This window comes from Aurantibacter sp. (genome assembly GCF_039941195.1).
Classification (GTDB): domain Bacteria; phylum Bacteroidota; class Bacteroidia; order Flavobacteriales; family Flavobacteriaceae; genus Aurantibacter_A.
In genome coordinates, this window is record NZ_JBDVFA010000097.1 from 12,068 (window position 1) to 29,642 (window position 17,575).

A 17,575-nucleotide genomic window follows, 5' to 3' on the forward strand; every position below is an offset into this window, starting at 1 on the left:
GCTTTTTGTATTCAATGATATAATAGTTTGTTGCTAATAATAAAGCATGATGCCTTATTTTTGCTGCTGTACGCCATAAGTCAGTAGTTATGCAGAAGCTTGTTTTGTCATCTCTTTTATTATGTTTACTGTTTTCTACTGCATGTAAAAACGAGCAAAAAAGTACCGAACAAAAAGAGATACTTGAATCCAACCTTAGCGGACAAGAATTAGCCAAAATACACTGTGCTAGTTGTCATGTTTATGTGGCACCAGAAGTATTACCAAAAACTAGTTGGAATTTTGATGTGCTACCTGCAATGGCAAATCGATTAGGAATTTTTAATGGAAAACAGCAGCCTGATAGTATTTTAGGTTCTCCTAGAAACGCTCTAGTTGTTAAAAAGGCCAATATATTTCCTGAAAAGCCATTAATAGCTAAAGCAGATTGGCAAAAAATAGTTGAATTTTATATAGAAAATTCGCCAGAAGCTATTAATCCACCTAAACAAATTGAAGCCCTTAAAGTGGGTCTAAAACATTTTAAATATAAAGAAGCCAAATTTGCCGACAAGCCATCATTTACATCAATGGTAAAAGTTTTATCAGACAAAAGAGGAATCGTTTTTAGTGATGGAAAACGCAACAACAACCGTTTAACATTTTTAGATTCCGATTTAAATAAGATACAAAGTTTACGTTTAAAAGATACTCCAATTCATTATTATGAAAAAGAGGATACTGTTTTTCTAACGACTATTGGACGTAATATATTTCCCAATGATTTGTCTGATGGTGCTTTGCAACAATTAACTTTAAACGATACAAAACAACGTTCCGAACTGCATGCACCAATAATTTCAAATATGCAGCGACCTGTAAATATGGTTTACGGGGATTTAAATGCTGATGGTTTTGAAGATGTTCTTGCTTGCGAATATGGCGACCTTACTGGTAAACTAGTTTGGTACGAAAACATAAAAAACGGATCCTATAAGGCGCACCCACTCAAAAATGCCCCTGGTGCCATTAAAACTATTATTAAAGATAATAATGCTGATGGATACAATGATATTTTTGTTTTAATGGCTCAAGGAAACGAGGGTGTTTTTTATTTTGAAAATGATGGCAACGGTGGTTTCATAGAAAAACAATTGCTTTCTTTTTCACCACTTAATGGAAGTCAAAGTTTCGATTTAGTTGATTTCAACAGTGATGGTTTTGATGATATTCTATACGTCTGTGGAGATAATGCAGATAAAACACCTTTCTTAAAAGACTTCCACGGAGTTTATATTTTTTTAAATGATGGCAACTTAAATTTTACACAGACTTTTTTCTTCCAGCAAAATGGGGCTTATAAAGCAATACCAAATGATTATGATCTCGATGGAGATTTAGATATTGCATCAATTTCGTATTTCCCTGACTACTTAAACGCTCCTGAAGAAAGTTTTGTTTATTTAGAGAACAAAGGCGAATTAAACTTTGAGCCTTCTACATTTACAGCGTCTTCTAAAGGCAGATGGATTGTTATGGATGCTGGTGATATAGATGCAGATGGCGATATTGATTTAGCCTTAGGGTCTAATGTTCAATTCCTTGCCAAAGGTGATACAACTGGATTGAGTAAAAGATGGCTTACCGAAAGTCCTTCTGTTATTATTCTTGAAAACACGATTAAATAAAGCAGATTTAAGTCAAAGGAACCCTTTTCTATTTAGATGTAAATTTCTTGAATTCTGTCTCCAATTCAGTACTGTCTTTTATTCCATCTAAAACTGCTATTCGATAGGAAAATGATACTTCGGTATTCGGTTCTAGTGTAAAATTAATCGGTGGTTCTTTACCATCAGTAAATGCTTTAGGACCTAGAGGGTTTGCAGCAAATAAACCGTAGCCACGAGCATGCCAGTATGTAGGATAACCGACATTTTTGGGTTGGTCCATAATCACTACTGTAACATCCTTTTTATTAATGGTGCCCGTAAGTGCCATCCATTTGGCACGCGTTCCCCATACATCGGTCCCTGTCAATCCTTCACTACTTAAATACTGGCCGCTTACGCCAGTATTATCGGTAACAGGTACGTCTGTTTTATTACCATTTGCATCGCTTAAGGTAACTGGTCCATCACTAGGGTGTTCCAATTCTCTTGCGGTACGTATGGCGAACATTCCTTCTTTAGTATCATTAAATAGAACTGTTTTGTCAAGCGCTTTAAAAGTTGTATTTCTATCTATAATGCGTTTTCCTTCTTCAGCGGAAAAAACAAACATTGTTTCTTCTTTCATCAATATAGAATTATCCGGATTTAACCAATTTGTGCTAACTACTAGTGTTGAACTTTCATCACCATTTTTTTGACTAACAATTTTGTCGTGACGAATTGTACCTAGTTTTTCTTTAGGTGTTTTAATTTCATCCGAGTTGCCCCAAAAATCGAGTCCGTTTACATCCCCATAATTAAACCAAGCCCCAATATGGTGTGGGTGATCGGTTCTTTCATTAGGTCTTGTGTTTAATGGATAACCGCGAGTAATTGCTTCACCGTTTGCTGCAATAATTGGATATAGAGTTGTTTTTTTAAGAACAGAAATATCATCAGCATATAGATATGAAGTAAATAGTTTACCACCCACAAATACATCTACTTTTTTGTCAGTTTCGTTGTTGTCTAAAGTTATATTTATGGTAGTTTCCTCATCTTTAACATCAACTTCTGCTTTCTTTTCTTTACAAGCACTGATCAAAAGTATAAGCGTCAAAACAGTTAGTATGGTTCTCATTTCGAATTTTATTTAAAAAAAAAGAGGCATAAAAACATATGCCTCTTTTCTATAATTTAATTTTAAACTTTATCAGGAACTACATAGCCCTTTCTGTAGTCTCTAGTTAATAATTTACTGGCTTCTTTGTCTTTAACATAAGTTTCATGCTTATCATCTATTTGTAATTCTCGTCCTACTCTGTAGGCCGCATTAGCTAATAATGGAAGTACACTTGATTTATGTCCTATCTCTATATCGCAAGTCAGCTCTGATTGGTCATTATTTCGAATAGCAGAAATAAAATTGTCAAAAATTGCTTCACCGCCACCGCCGGTTAAATTTAATGGATTGAACGATTCATCTTTTTCTCCAGATGTTGGTCCAGCTTCATTGTTTCTACCGTAAAAAGTTTGCCAATTACCACCGGCATCAATTTGCATCCAACCTTCAGTTCCTAAAACAATTACACCAATTTTTACAGGAGATGCTTTACTCGATGCCGATACTTTGCCGCCACCTGTAATATTAATGTCTGGCAAAAGAACGCCTTCGGGATCTGTGAAGATACCTCTAGTACCAAATTCTAATATTTTACCATCTGCATATTCAAACATTGACGTTTGTGTGTTTGGCGTGTTTTGTGCTGATTTTGGTCCAAAATATCCTCCCATAGAATTTACGCGAGTAGGAAGTTCTTCTTTGCCCAGGGCCCAACGTGCTACATCAAATTGGTGTGGTCCTTGATTCCCTGTGTCACCGTTACCATAATCCCAGTTCCAGTGCCAATTGTAATGGAATCTGTTTCTATTAAATGGCTTTTCTGGTGCAGGTCCTATCCACATATCGTAATGCACATTTTTAAGATATGCTTCAGTATAGGGTGTTTCAAAACCACCAGATTCAACATTCATTTTAAATTGTTCCCCAGGTTTCATCGGTCCATCGGGGTACATGCCAATGCTTGGTCTTGGTTTAAAACACAAGCCTCTTGTCATATATACATCTCCTAATTTTCCATCACGAATAAATTTAATCGCACGTTGCGTATTGGCAATTGAACGATTTTGAAACCCAACTTGTACTAAAACATTATACTTTCTGGCAGCTTCTATCATTTTTTTACCTTCAAACACATTATGGGTAGATGGTTTTTCCACATAAACATGTTTTCCCGCTTGTGCTCCCCAAATGGTAGAAAGTGCATGCCAATGATTTGGAGCAGCAACAGAAACAGCATCAACTTCTTTATCGTCAAAAATTCGACGCATATCCCATTCAGTTTTTGGACGATAGCCAGCAAATTTTTCAATTTCATCTAATCTATCTTTAAATAGATTCTCATCGATATCTACAAGATATTTTATCCGAACATTTTTCATTTTGCCAAAGTTGTTGATATGGCTGCCACCTCTTCCGCGAATACCAATTATTCCCATTTGAATGGAATCATTCGAACCAAGAATTCTACTATAGGAAGCTGCACTTGTAGAGAGCATGGAAACACCTGCTATTCCTACAGAACTTTTTTTAATAAATTTTCTTCTTGAGATACTTTTCTTCATTGTTGTTTTATTTTAATTGTGTTGATTTAGTGTTCAAAAGTTGAATTCCTAAGTTAGGTTGTTGTGGAAAGGATTCAAATTGTGAGCCTAACAAATTAAATAAAAATATAAGCTCTGTACTTCGTTAATCTTGCTGATTTTACATAAACATTTAACCTTGTCGTAATAAAACAACTACGATTTACCTGCTTCTTAGTTTAGAGTTAATATTTGATGTAAACCCGATAAAATAGAAGAAATAAAGCATATGCTAAATCTTATATTTGTTAGCACCCTGTTACAATTTCCCTAGTGTATGGCTCATTTTTTTCATAATTTATTATGTGAGATCATGTCTAAATTGACAGAACCAAAATGATATCAGGGATTGAAGAGGTAAGAATAATTTTTTTTATAGTAAAGAAATACAAGCTTTTTTAAAGCTATATAAAATTCCAAAACATATTCGCAAAGTTTTTAAATGAATCCCAAATTGATTACGAAAGTCCTTTAAGATGGATGTGACTCGAGACAAAATTCTAAATCTAAAAAATGAAGCATGCGCTCATTTAACCAAAGAATTACTTCCTTTTTGGTTTGATAGATGCAAGGATGAAATAAATGGCGGATTTATTACACATTTTGATAAAGACGGAAATGATACAGGTGTTGATGAAAAGTCTATGCTCGGGCAAGCACGTTGTATTTATAGTTTTGCTGCTGCCCATAGAGCTGGCTATGGTGATGGAAAATGCTTAGAATATGCCAAACACGGGGTTGATTTTGTAATTGATAAAATGTGGGATGATAAGCATGAAGGTTTTGTTTGGTTAACGGATAGAAAGGGGAATGTGCTTATTGATGAAAAAATACTATATGGACATAGTTTTATCATCTATGCCTTTAGTGAATATACACTAGCATCTGGTGATCAACGCGGTCTTTTTTACGCTGAAAAATGTTTTGACTTACTTCAAATATATGGAGCGGACACCATGTATGGAGGTTATTTTGAAATGTTTACTAATAATTGGACACTCAAGGGATCAGGTGCTGCTGGAGGTGACCGTAAAACATTAGATGTTCATATGCATTTAATGGAAGCGTTTACAACCTTATTCGAATGTAGTGGCAAAGAATTACACAAAAGAAAATTACTCGAGATAATTGAGGTTTTAGTAAAAAAAATAATTCATCCAAAGTATTTAACTGGGATTCCACAGTTTACTCCCGATTGGAAAATTGCACCACAAATAAAATTTGATATCGTTTGGGGTTGGGACCGTTTTTCGGATGATGGAATAAAATCTTCTCCAGAAGACAACACGAGTTATGGGCATAATGTGGAATTTGCTTGGCTATTAATGCACGCTATGGAAATTGCGGATATTCCGTTTGAGAAATATGGAAAGGTAATTGAAACTCAGTTTAATCATGCCTTTGCAGATGGTATCGATTGGGAATATGGAGGTGTTTATGTTGAAGGTTCCCATGCTGGAGGTGTTACTGACCGCGAAAAGGAATTTTGGCAACAAGCAGAAATGCTTATTGCTTTACTACAGGCGTGCATTGTATACGGGTCAGACAAATATTTGCCGGTTTATGAAAATGTACATCGGTTTGTTTATGACAAAATGATTGACCATAAAATTGGAGAATGGCTTCCATTGTTAACAAGAAAGGGTGAGCCTATTTGGAGTCATATGAGTCATAATTGGAAAATAAATTATCATACCCTTCGTGCAGTTGTACAATCGATTGAACGTATGAACAAATTGTTAGAATAAATTAAATTTTAGACGTATTGAAATGAAGAATTTAAAAGCTTATTTATATGCGTTAGTATTTCTCTTTTTACCGGTAATTGCCGGTGCTCAGAATACTCCAGAGCGCGAGGCTATTTTGTCTGTTGAGCGTATTTGGGATAGGGGTGCTCACAACGCATTTACCTCTTTAATAGATTTTAATGGAACGTTATATTGTGCCTTTAGAGAAAGTAATGGCCATGTAAACGATTCTAATGGCAGTATACGAGTAATAGCATCAGAAGATGGACAAAATTGGAAATCAGTGGCACATTTATTTGAGCAAGGAATAGATTTTAGAGATCCACAATTATCAATTACACCAGATAATAAAATCATGCTTAACATTGGAGGTTCAGTTTATACAGAAGGGAAGTTAACTTCAATGTCACCAAAGGTTAGTTTTAGTAATAGTGAAGGAAACTCATTTTCCAAAGCAGCAAATGTAAATTTAGATTCAGAAATTAAAACAGGAACAGATTGGCTATGGAGAGCAACCTGGCATAATGGAAAAGTGTATGCAGGTGTGTATCAACCCAAAAAAGAAAAGTCGGTGCAGTTAATGGTAAGTGATGATGGTATTGATTATAAATTCATAACTACCTTTGATGTTATTGAAGGCAATGAAACTACGCTTCGATTTAATAATAAAAATGAAATGATTGCTGTGGTTCGCAGAGGTAGTCGCTATAACGGAGCTATTGGAATTAGTGCTCCTCCATACAATAAATGGAATTGGAATGATTTGGAAAAAAGACTTGGCGGACCAGATTTAATGCTGCTTGAAAATAATGTTATGCTTTGTGCTACAAGAGAATATTTACCTAATAAAGCCCAAACTATTATTTCGAAAGTTGAGCTGAATGGTAAAACAACCAAACTAATAACATTACCAAGTGAAGGCGATTGTAGTTATCCCGGATTATTGATGAAAGATGATATTTTATTTATGTCTTACTATTCATCTCATGAAGATAAAACAGCAATATACTTAGCGAAAATAGCATATCTAAAAAGTATTTTCGAGAAATAATAGTACAAGAAAATGGCAGTGAAAAGAAAGAAAATATTCTATGGAACACTATTAATTTTGGTGGTAATTTATGCAGCGGTGGTTTATATAGTTCCTAGAAAATTAGACAAGGAACATAATAAAATAAAACAAGCTCCGCCATATAGTGTATCAGATAAAGCACTTTCTATGTACAATTCGCTTGACTTTATTTCAGACCTTCATTGCGATGCCTTGTTATGGAGTAGAGATTTAACAATAAAAAATTCTGTTGGGCAAGTAGATTTCCCAAGAATGCAAGAAGCAAATGTGGCGTTACAAGCATTTACTATTGTTACAAAATCTCCAAAAGGACAAAATTTTTCAGAGAATACTGCCGATGCTTTTGATAATATTACTTTGCTAAATTTTGTACAAGCAAGGCCTATTTCCAATTGGTTTAGTTTGTTTAAAAGAGCAATTTATCAAAGTAAAAAATTACATAAACAAGCGGCAGATTTTAACAATGAATTTATTGTAGTTAAAAGTTCTGAAGATCTCAAAAGACTTATCGCCTTAAGAAAAGAGAATTCGAAAGTTGTGGGTGGCTTTTTAGGAATTGAAGGCGGACATTGTCTGGAAGGAAAAATAGAGAATCTAGATAAGTTATATAATGAAGGTGTTCGTATGCTTGGGCCTACTCATTTTTTTGATAATGAACTCGGTGGCTCGGCACATGGTGTTTCAAAGGAAGGGTTAACCAATTTTGGTGTTAATGTCATACAGAGAATGAATGAATTAGGGATGATTATTGACTTAGCTCATGCCTCACCAAAAATTGTAGATGATGTATTGGCAAAAAGTAAAGATCCTGTTCTTGTTTCGCATACAGGAGTTCGTGGCACCCTCGATAATTCAAGAAATTTGTCGGATAAGCATGTTCGTGAAATAGCTGCGAATGGGGGTTTAATTGGAGTTGCATATTTTAAAGGAGCTGTAAACACACCGCTAATAAAAGGTATTGTAGATGCCATGAAACATATTAAATCTATTGCATCGATTGATTGTATCGCTTTGGGTTCAGACTTTGATGGCAGTGCGACCACACCTTTTGATATTACAGGCCTGCCATTGTTGGTAGAAGAGCTGATGAATCAAGGATTTAATGGAGATGAAATAAAAGCTATTATGGGCGAAAATGTAAAACGGTTTATGCTAAAAAATTTGAAATAATAAGTTGTTTCAGCTCTCTGATCCAACTCCAAGTTTTAAGCGTTCTGCTTCCCATCCATGATCTACATATTCCCAAGAGAAATCGCCTCCCTTAATTTTTATTTTTACAAATCCTTCTTTGGTATTGTGTCTTCTGCCTTTCCATCCATTTCCAGCAATAGAACCGCCTGTTAGAAAATGAAAACGGTCGTTCACCATACCAAATTCTTTCCAGTGAATATGCCCTTGTAATACTAATTTTAAGTTATGATTTTCTAAAAGTTTAAACGCTTCTGGTGCATTTTCAACCACTCGACCACTACCACCGTTTAATTGGGTATAGGTGCACATCATTGGAATATGAGTAGTGATAACAATTGGAGTTGTCTTATCTACTTTTTCTAAATCATCTTTTAGCCATTCGAGTTGTGCTTCATGAAAACTAGCTTTGTATCTTTTTTGTGGCGTTACATCCAAAGAGTTTAGTGTTATAAAATGCCAACCTTTATGGTTAAATGAATAGTATGTTTTGCCAAAATGACGCTCCCACATTCCATATTTATAATCTGGGTGTACTTTGGTTTCCGGACTCTCCTCATAAATTGCGAATAAATCGTGATTGCCTAAACAATTATAAACAGGCATTTGAAAATCTTTTGCCATTGTTTTATACAGATTGAAAAGCGGTTCACACTTGTCAAAGTCACCTCGCATCGCATCATATACTAAATCGCCACCAGTAATTACAAAATCGGGTTGTATTTCGTTTACTTTGTCAATAGCCATTTGAAAACCTTGTGGTGCATTCATTTCTGGTTTAATATGAATGTCGGTTAAAAAAGCAAACTCAAAAGAATCTTCAGTTTTTTTATCTTTTGTCACAGAAGATTTTTCTTCACAAGAACTTTGTAAAAACGGGATTGCAACAGCAGCTAAACCTGTGTTTTTTATGAATTTTCTTCTATCAATATTTTCTTTTTCAGTCCCTTTCATAATTCATTGTGCTTTTCAAATGATATCGTCTTTATTGTACATTAAATAGTAAGTGATTTAAATCGAATTATGAATTCACAACATTTTTGGAATCATTATTCATAAATGATTTTAAGTTATCAATTGCAGTCTTAAGTAACCTAGCCCTTGACTCTTTAGGCGCCCAAGCAATATGTGGTGTTATTATGCAATTATCGGCGCTTAACAATACATTATTTGGGTCTATAGGTTCTTTTGAAACTACATCTACTGCGGCGTATGCTACTTTTCCTGTGTCTAAGGCGTTTTTTAAATCTTTTTCAACAATAAGTGGACCTCTAGATGTGTTAATTAGCATTACTCCATCTTTCATTTTTTTTATACTTTGCTCATTGATAATGCCTTTAGTAGTCTCAAGCAAGGGACAATGTAAGCTTATAACATCTGAATTTTCGAGAAGCTCATCCATGGTAACAAATTGTAACTTGTCTGAAGCTAATTCCGGTTTTTTTCGACTTCCGGCTGTTAAAATTTTCATTCCGAAAGCTTCAGCTAATTTTGCCGTAGCTTGTCCTATTTGACCCATACCAATAATTCCTATGGTTTTGTCTTGTAACTCGATTAAAGGGTAATTCCAAAAGCAAAAATCTTTACTGGCAGCCCATTCACCTCGTTTAACTGCATTGTTATGTTCACCAACATGATGACACATTTCTAAAAGCAACGCCATAGTCATTTGAGCAACAGCTGTTGTGCTATAAACCGGTACATTAGTTACAACAATACCTAAACCTTTTGCAGCTTTTATGTCCACAACATTATAACCGGTTGCTAAAACACCTATATATTTCACCGTAGTACATTTTTGGAGCACTTTTCTGGATAAAGGTGTTTTATTCGTTAGTATGATTTCAGCATCAGCAATTGCCTCGATAATCTTATCTTCAGCAAATTCAGTTCTGTCGTAAATAGTCAAATCTCCAATTTCCTTTAACCCTTCCCAATTTAAATCTCCTGGATTAAGAGAAAACCCATCAAGCACCACTATTTTCATTTCAATATTGTTTTTAATCTATAAAAATGGTCTCTTTTAAAACTGCTCTTTACAAATATAAGGTTTATGCTTTCGCTGTAATTCCCGATATTTTATCGCGTTTGCATTAAATTTTAACCATTCAATTTAAAAGGGTACGCTATATTTGTTTAACTGGATAATATTCTTTAATCCTAAATAATATTCTTTGCATTTTACTATTGAATTTTAGGATTTTTTCTCAACGCAACTTAGTACACATGACACACGCTTGTAAATTAATTGGTGCTTTTATTTTGACCCTAATTCTTGGTCAGAATAGCTATTCTCAAACCAAAGAACTTGTTGATTATGTAGATCCATTTATTGGAACCGATTTTTTTGGACATACATTTCCTGGGGCATCATTACCCAACGCATTGGTACATTTAAGTCCGGATATAAACACAGAAGGGTGGACTTACTGTGCAGGTTATATTTATCCCGAAAGTTCAATAATGGGCTTTAGTCATACGCATTGGAGTGGGGTAGGAATGGTTAATGGTGGTGAAATTTTGTTGATGCCTACAACTAGTACCAAATTGAAAATAGTACCGGGGTCATTGGAAAATCCTGATGCTGGGTACCGTTCTAGGTTTGATCATGAAGAAGAATCTGCATCGCCTGGCTATTATTCTGTACAGCTTAAAGATTATGATGTAACTGCAGAATTAACCGCTACACAAAGAGCAGGATTCCACCGATACACTTTTCCAAAATCGATGAATTCTCGTATTATTTTAGATGTTGGACATCAAATTGGAAACATGACTCAAGGGGAGCTTTCCGAATTAAAAATTATTGACAACAATCGTATTGAAGGTTCGAAAGCAGCCGGACTTGGTAAAGTATATTTTGTAGCAGAATTCAGTAAACCATTTTTGTATTATGGCACCTTCGATGCTAGTTATAAAACTCCAGAATCTGATGGTAGTGTTTTCCCTTATAAAAATGCTGAGGTTGGAGATAAGATAGGCGCTTTTGTACAGTATCATACTGAAAAAAATGAACAAGTATTAGTTAAAGTCGGTATTTCATATACGAGCATCGAAGGGGCGCGAAAAAATTTACATAAAGAGATACCCGATTGGAATTTTGATGGCGTAAGAAATAATGCTAAAAAAATCTGGAATAAAGAATTATCAAAAATAACAGTAAAGGAAGGCACAGAAGAACAAAAACAAGTTTTTAATACTGCTTTATATCATTCGCTATTGTCACAGTATATTTCGCAAGATGTAGATGGAAAATATTTTGGTTCGGATGGAAAAATACATGAAGCTAAAGGTTTTGATTTTTATGGGTCATTTTCTTGTTGGGATACGTACCGAACCCAACATCCTTTAATGACATTAATTTCTCCCGAACACGTTGATGATTATATAAAATCAATAGCAGCCAAAGTAGAAAATTATGGATGGTTACCTGCACAACATTTTTTAAATGTGTATGGTGAATCTATGGTGGGCGATCACCTTATTCCTGTTATTGTAGATGCGTATATGAAAGGATATCGTGATTTTGATATTGAACTTTTATATAAAGCAATGCGTAAAAAAGCATTAGAACTTCCTAAAGACCCTGTACCTCATGAGGCTGGTAGATCTGGGCTAACTTATTATTTAGAAAAAGGATATGCGCCTATTGATAAAGTTACTGAGGCAGTTCCTAATACACTTGAACTCGCTTATGACGATTGGTGTATAGCTCAATTAGCGAAAGAATTGGGTAAAATAAAAGATTACGAACTGTTTACAAAAAGAGCTTACAATTATAAAAACGTATGGGATTCTAAAACGAACTTCATGAGACCCAAAAAATATGATGGTAAGTTTTTGCCAGAAATTGCTGACAATAAACAAGAAATTGTAACAATAGATGATCATAGTTATTACAAATATTTTGACCCATTATTAGTTGGTCGAAGACCTAATCGCCATTACACGGAATCTAATGCCTGGCAATATATTTGGTCTGTACAACACGACCCACAAGGACTAATAAATCTATTTGACACTAAAAATCAATTTATTGAAAAACTGGATACTTTTTTTGAAATGAGTCCGGTTATTACACCACCGAAATATGTAGGAGTAGTTGGTACTATTGGACAATATGTGCAGGGAAACCAACCCTCGCACCATGTAGCATATTTGTATAATTATGCAGGCCAGCCATGGAAAACACAATTTAGAGCACGACAAGTAACTGAAGAAATGTATCGAATTGGTCCGGGAGGTCTGCCCGGAAATGATGATATGGGATCTCTTTCTTCATGGTATCTATTTAGTGCAATGGGAATTTATCCTATGGCTCCAGGGAGTACAACATATACCATTGGTAGTCCACTTTTTGGAGAGGTTGAATTGAGGCTGATTAAAAATAAAACGTTTACAATTAAAGCTATTAATAATTCCAAAGAGAATAAATATATTCAGTCGGCAACATTAAATGGAAAATCGTTTAATAGAACATGGATAAATCATGAGGAAATTACAAAAGGAGGAACTTTACAATTTAAAATGGGACCTAAACCGAATACGAAGTGGGGTGTCTCAGACTTACCTCCTTCCTTATCTAAAAAATAGAAGGTTCAACTATATTAACGCTTTTCTGTTAAATTTTACCATAGGTAATTTTTTAGGGTAATATAGTACGTAAACCATATAATATTTAGGAAGTAAAAAGTGTCAAAATAAAGTTTATTTGTTACTGGCTTTTTAAACTATTTCTGTGAAATAGCTTTTAGCATTTAATAGTAAACTATTTAAATTTTGACAACACTATGAGAAAACTATATCAGTATAGTTATTGGATAATTTCACTTTTCTTATTGTCCTGTAATAGTCCGAAAAAGGAAAAATTGGTTGATGCTAGTATGCCAATCTATAAAGATGTTCCTTTTAAACAAGATATGGCGATTAAGTTTAATGCGCCGAACAATGATATTTCTTTCTCAAGAATATCAATGGATAGAAATAAGGTTATTCAAGTTGCATCTTCAGAAGGAATTTTACGTACGCATGATGGTCAATTTTTGTATCCTGGAACACTTGTTCGCGACAAAACATATCGCTCTCTTGTTGATAAAGCAATAAAAAATATTACGGTCTTTAAAAATCAGTTTGTTTATTTAGATGATAAAGCTGTTTTTAGTAATGCATGGGCAGGAAATCTATATCTGCAACATAATTTACCGAAAGCATTTACCTTCGATGCAGGTAATGATTTTGAATTTTTAATTAGCGACGGTAGTACGCTTCAGTTTTTGTCAAAAACAAAAGCACCATGGACAGGTAATTTGTCGAACGATACTGTTCAGGATATTTTATTTGATGATGACAGTAATAATTTTTGGGTTTTAGGGAAAAAATCAATTAGCAGTTTTGATACCTCAACAAGTGAATTAAAAACCTTATATCAAAAAAACGATTTAACCGCCTTTACATTTTATAATTCAAAATTGATTGTAGGAACCAATTCTGGCTACTTGACTTTAGATTCTACTTCAGGTAAAAAAATAACGGCACTTAATAACAAACTTCCACATGTAGAAATCACCGCTTTAACCACCATTGATGGTGAACTTTGGTTCGGTTCAACAAAGGGTGCTTTTAAGTTGCGAGAAGATGGAAAATATGATTATTACTATGGGAAACGTTGGCTGCCTGGGAATATTATCACTGATATTTCCAAAGGTACAGATGGTTCTGTTTTAATACTTACTGAGGCTGGATTAGGGCAACTTGTATTTAAGGAAATGACTCTTTTTGATAAAGCGCAATTTTACGAAAGACAAGTAAGAGATAGGCATATTCGTTTAGGATTTAATGCGTCACTAATTGGCTTAGAAGATGGAAATTGTGATACAGGAAGGTTAGATGATTCTGATAATGACGGATTATGGACATCAATGTATTTAGCTGGAGAAGTTTTTAGATATGCGGTTACGAAGTCTGATGATGCTTTGCAAAATTGTATAGAATCTATGGACGCGATGGAAAGATTATATAGTATAAACCCCGTTCCGGGTTTTCCATCACGATCTTTTGAACGAAGTGGGTATATAGAAGAATTGCATGACCCAGACCGTTGGCATAATTCCACTGACCCCGAATGGGATTGGAAAGGTACCACAAGTAGTGATGAAGCTATTGGACATATTTTTGCATTTGGTGTAATGGCCGAACTTATGGATAACGAACTTAAAAATCGTGCAATTACCCTTATTGACACTTTAATGAATCATGTTGTTAGTAATGATTTGTATATGATTGATTATGATGGAAAGCCAACTACTTGGGGTAGATGGAATCCAGATTATGTAAATGCTAGACCTAAGATGGTTGGTGATAGAAAAATAAATTCTTCCAATATTATCGCCATGCTACAGACAGCATATCACTTTACAAAAAAGGAAAAGTATAAAGAAAAGGCGTTCGATTTAATGGAAAATTATGGGTACTTAGATAATCTAATGTATCCAATGAAAGATGTAGGAATGGCTCCAGAAGATGCAGATGACTGGAGTAAAATGTTGTCCGAATCATGGAACCATTCTGATGATGAAATGTATTTTGTTGGTTATTGGGGCTTATATAACTATGCGTTTAATGATTCTTTGAAAACTAAATTTAAAGATGCAATTATTGATCATTGGGAAATTGAACGACCCGAAAAAGAAGGTGCTTGGAATATAATGACAGCACTTACCGGAACTCCAGAATTTGATTTAGATGAGGCCGCTTGGTATTTGAGAGAACATCCAATGGATCTTGTTACTTGGGATATTGCTAATAGTCATAGAAAAGATATCCAATTTGTTGAGCCAAATTTTAGAGAGCAAACTACTTCGGAAGTATTACCTCCAGATGAACGCCCTGTGCAAAGACATAATGGAAATACATTTCATTTAGATAGAGTTGGTAAAGATGGAGCCGAAGAATATTCCGCAGGTGATATTTGGTTATTACCTTATTGGATGGGGAGATATTTGGGAGTTATTAGTGAGCCTCAGAAATAATTTTTACTCGAATTAGAATCAAATTAAAAACCATTATTTATCATTAAATATGAGGACATTTTTATTTATCATAATATTTCATTGTACTGTTATTTCGCCTTGTAATGCACAAGATACTTTTAAACAAGATGTAGCAATCATTCATGATAACAAAAAGGGTCTACCAGCTGGACCTATTGAAAAAGTTACAATCACTGATAATATTCCAACGATATCAGCCACTAAAACAAATTACAATTGGAATGGAAATCAGTGGGTTAAATCGACTGTTGATGTAGATTATCCCTCATTTTCTAAGTTTAAAAAATTGCCTGATGGTTCAGGTAAAATATTATCAGAAGTAGTTTATAACGATAAAACGTATATCGGATGCGAAAAGGGTTTGTTTGTTAATTATGAAAAAAACAAATGGAAACAAGTTTTACCTGCTGATGAAAACTATAGTTGGGCCTTAAAAAATGTTACTGCTCTTACAGTTGACACGCAAGGCAATTTATGGTTTGGTTCTAAAGAAGGTGTTGGTAGGAATACTAATGGGATATGGAAACTATTTACAGGTAAAGAAGGATTACCTTATACTAATTTTACTTGCGCAGCTGCAGGGCCAAATGGTGAAGTTTGGTTTGGTACTGAAAAAGGTGCAATACGAGTTGAGAATGATTATTTCTACTACCGTTCAACACGGCGTTGGTTACCAGATAATAAGGTAAACAAAATTGCTGTTGATAAAAAAGGAACTGCTTGGATTGCTACAGAAAAAGGTCTTTCACAAATTGTGTCTAAGGAAATGTCGTACGACGAAAAAGCTACCCATTTTACAAATCTTACGGAGGAGCGACACAATAGAATGGGTTTTATTTGTCAAAACCACTTAAGTGAACAATTTAATATTGATAGCTATGAATTAGCTATCTCAGATAATGATGGTCAATATACATCCATGTATGGTGCTGCTCAAGCATTTCGTTATGCTGCAACAGGAGATATGGAAGCTAAAAAAATAGCAGACAGAAGCTTTAAAGCTGTAAAATGGTTGGTTGATATTTCTACTGTGCCTGGTTTTCCTGCACGTGTTATTATTCCTGTGGATTGGCACGAACCTGTAAACGAACAATATAGCCAAGAGTATAATAAAAGACACCAAAAAAATGACCCATTTTGGAAAGATATTTTTCCTAGATTTCCGCTAAGCGAAGATGGTAAATACCGATGGAAATGTGATACTAGTTCAGATGAACTAGCCGGACATTATTTTTATTATGGTATTTATTACGATTTAGTAGCGGAAACCCAAGAAGAAAAAGCAGCAGTTAAGCAAGTAGTCGCCGATGTTACGGATCACCTTATTCGCAATAGTTTTAAGTTGGTTGATTATGATGGTAAACCAACACGTTGGGGTAGTTTTGATCCGGAGTATTTTAATTCTATTTGGGGTTGGGATCAGCGCGGATTAAATTCCATGATGATGCTTTCATTTCTTAATGTTGCAAGTCATGTTACTAAAGACCCTAAATATGATGAAGTCGCTAAAAAATTGCGTGATGAAGAAAATTATCATATTAATGCTATGCATCCAAAAGAATTTTTTCCTCCTGAAAATGTAGTTCCATGGGATAACAACCTTGGGCTAATGAGTTTTTACGGATTAATTAATTATGAGAAAGACCCGGAACTTTTAATGATGTATCGCCTGTCTTTAGAATATGCTTGGCTCAACATCAGCAAACAAAAAAACGCTTTTTGGGATGCACTTTATGGTGCGTTGGCAAACTCGTTTACGAAAAAAGTAAATGAAGGTTATTTCGAAACAAGCGAGATGTTTACAGAAAACCCTTTGTTTGCTCAATCTGTAATAGACAGATATGGTAAAAGTAGTCTAGACACTAAATATATAAAGGAAACCCTTCAACGTATTCCATTAGATTTGATTGGTTATGAAATGGACAATACGCATCGTTTAGACGTGCTTTTAGACACTACACCAGCTCAGGAACCTGAAATGGGTTGGGGTGTAGATTCTTATGCACTTCCTATAGATGAACGAGGGCATGTTAGATTGGATAGAGATGCTTTTGATTTACACGACTCCGAAGGAAATGGATATTCTGAACATGAAGGTACGTTTTACTTGCTACCTTATTATTTCGCTAAATATCATGATTTAATACCTGAATAATATCGTAAGGATATGTATAAAATAGAGGTTTA

Annotated in this window: 11 protein-coding genes; 7 read left to right on the plus strand and 4 right to left on the minus strand. The window is 34.6% G+C overall.

Features of this window, described 5'->3' with window-relative positions; all coding sequences use genetic code 11:
- Positions 1–89 precede the first annotated feature (89 nt).
- Positions 90–1,667: a VCBS repeat-containing protein gene (locus ABJF52_RS16315; RefSeq protein WP_348152664.1), complete on the plus strand. Its 1,578-nt coding sequence runs from the start codon at positions 90–92 to the stop codon at positions 1,665–1,667.
- Between the two features lie 28 nt (positions 1,668–1,695).
- On the opposite strand, the gene ABJF52_RS16320 is transcribed toward ABJF52_RS16315, so the two are convergent.
- On the minus strand, positions 1,696–2,769 hold the full coding sequence (locus tag ABJF52_RS16320) for a PmoA family protein (RefSeq protein ID WP_348152667.1): 1,074 nt from the start codon (positions 2,767–2,769) through the stop codon (positions 1,696–1,698).
- A 62-nt stretch (positions 2,770–2,831) separates the two neighbouring features.
- On the minus strand, positions 2,832–4,313 hold the full coding sequence (locus ABJF52_RS16325; RefSeq protein ID WP_348152670.1) for a Gfo/Idh/MocA family oxidoreductase: 1,482 nt from the start codon (positions 4,311–4,313) through the stop codon (positions 2,832–2,834).
- A gap of 494 nt (positions 4,314–4,807) precedes the next feature.
- Here ABJF52_RS16325 and ABJF52_RS16330 point away from each other — a divergent pair, with 494 nt between their 5' ends.
- Genes ABJF52_RS16330 through ABJF52_RS16340 form a run of 3 tightly spaced genes read left to right on the plus strand, consistent with a single transcriptional unit; the run spans position 4,808 to position 8,321 of the window.
- Positions 4,808–6,079, plus strand: coding sequence for an AGE family epimerase/isomerase (locus tag ABJF52_RS16330; RefSeq protein WP_348152673.1), 1,272 nt, complete (start codon positions 4,808–4,810; stop codon positions 6,077–6,079).
- 22 nt (positions 6,080–6,101) lie between these two features.
- Positions 6,102–7,130 carry a hypothetical protein gene (locus ABJF52_RS16335; protein WP_348152676.1) on the plus strand — a complete coding sequence of 343 codons (1,029 nt, stop codon included), beginning with the start codon at positions 6,102–6,104 and terminating at the stop codon, positions 7,128–7,130.
- Between the two features lie 12 nt (positions 7,131–7,142).
- Positions 7,143–8,321, plus strand: coding sequence for a dipeptidase (locus ABJF52_RS16340; RefSeq protein ID WP_348152679.1), 1,179 nt, complete (start codon positions 7,143–7,145; stop codon positions 8,319–8,321).
- Between the two features lie 9 nt (positions 8,322–8,330).
- Here ABJF52_RS16340 and ABJF52_RS16345 read toward each other — a convergent pair whose 3' ends face one another.
- Together ABJF52_RS16345 and ABJF52_RS16350 are read right to left on the minus strand one after the other, a co-directional pair.
- Positions 8,331–9,293 (minus strand): metallophosphoesterase, encoded by a 963-nt coding sequence (locus ABJF52_RS16345; RefSeq protein WP_348152682.1) that lies wholly within the window; start codon positions 9,291–9,293, stop codon positions 8,331–8,333.
- Between the two features lie 67 nt (positions 9,294–9,360).
- Positions 9,361–10,326: a D-2-hydroxyacid dehydrogenase gene (locus tag ABJF52_RS16350; protein ID WP_348152685.1), complete on the minus strand. Its 966-nt coding sequence runs from the start codon at positions 10,324–10,326 to the stop codon at positions 9,361–9,363.
- A gap of 239 nt (positions 10,327–10,565) precedes the next feature.
- Between ABJF52_RS16350 and ABJF52_RS16355 the strand changes: the two genes are divergently transcribed.
- The 3 genes from ABJF52_RS16355 to ABJF52_RS16365 all read left to right on the plus strand — a co-directional run bounded on the left by ABJF52_RS16355 (position 10,566) and on the right by ABJF52_RS16365 (position 17,543).
- Complete coding sequence (locus tag ABJF52_RS16355) at positions 10,566–12,932, plus strand: GH92 family glycosyl hydrolase (protein ID WP_348152688.1); 2,367 nt, start codon at positions 10,566–10,568, stop codon at positions 12,930–12,932.
- A gap of 197 nt (positions 12,933–13,129) precedes the next feature.
- Entirely contained in the window at positions 13,130–15,367 is a 2,238-nt protein-coding gene (locus ABJF52_RS16360) for a hypothetical protein (RefSeq protein WP_348152691.1), read from the plus strand.
- A gap of 49 nt (positions 15,368–15,416) precedes the next feature.
- Positions 15,417–17,543 carry a hypothetical protein gene (locus ABJF52_RS16365; RefSeq protein WP_348152694.1) on the plus strand — a complete coding sequence of 709 codons (2,127 nt, stop codon included), beginning with the start codon at positions 15,417–15,419 and terminating at the stop codon, positions 17,541–17,543.
- The last annotated feature ends 32 nt before the right edge of the window (positions 17,544–17,575 follow it).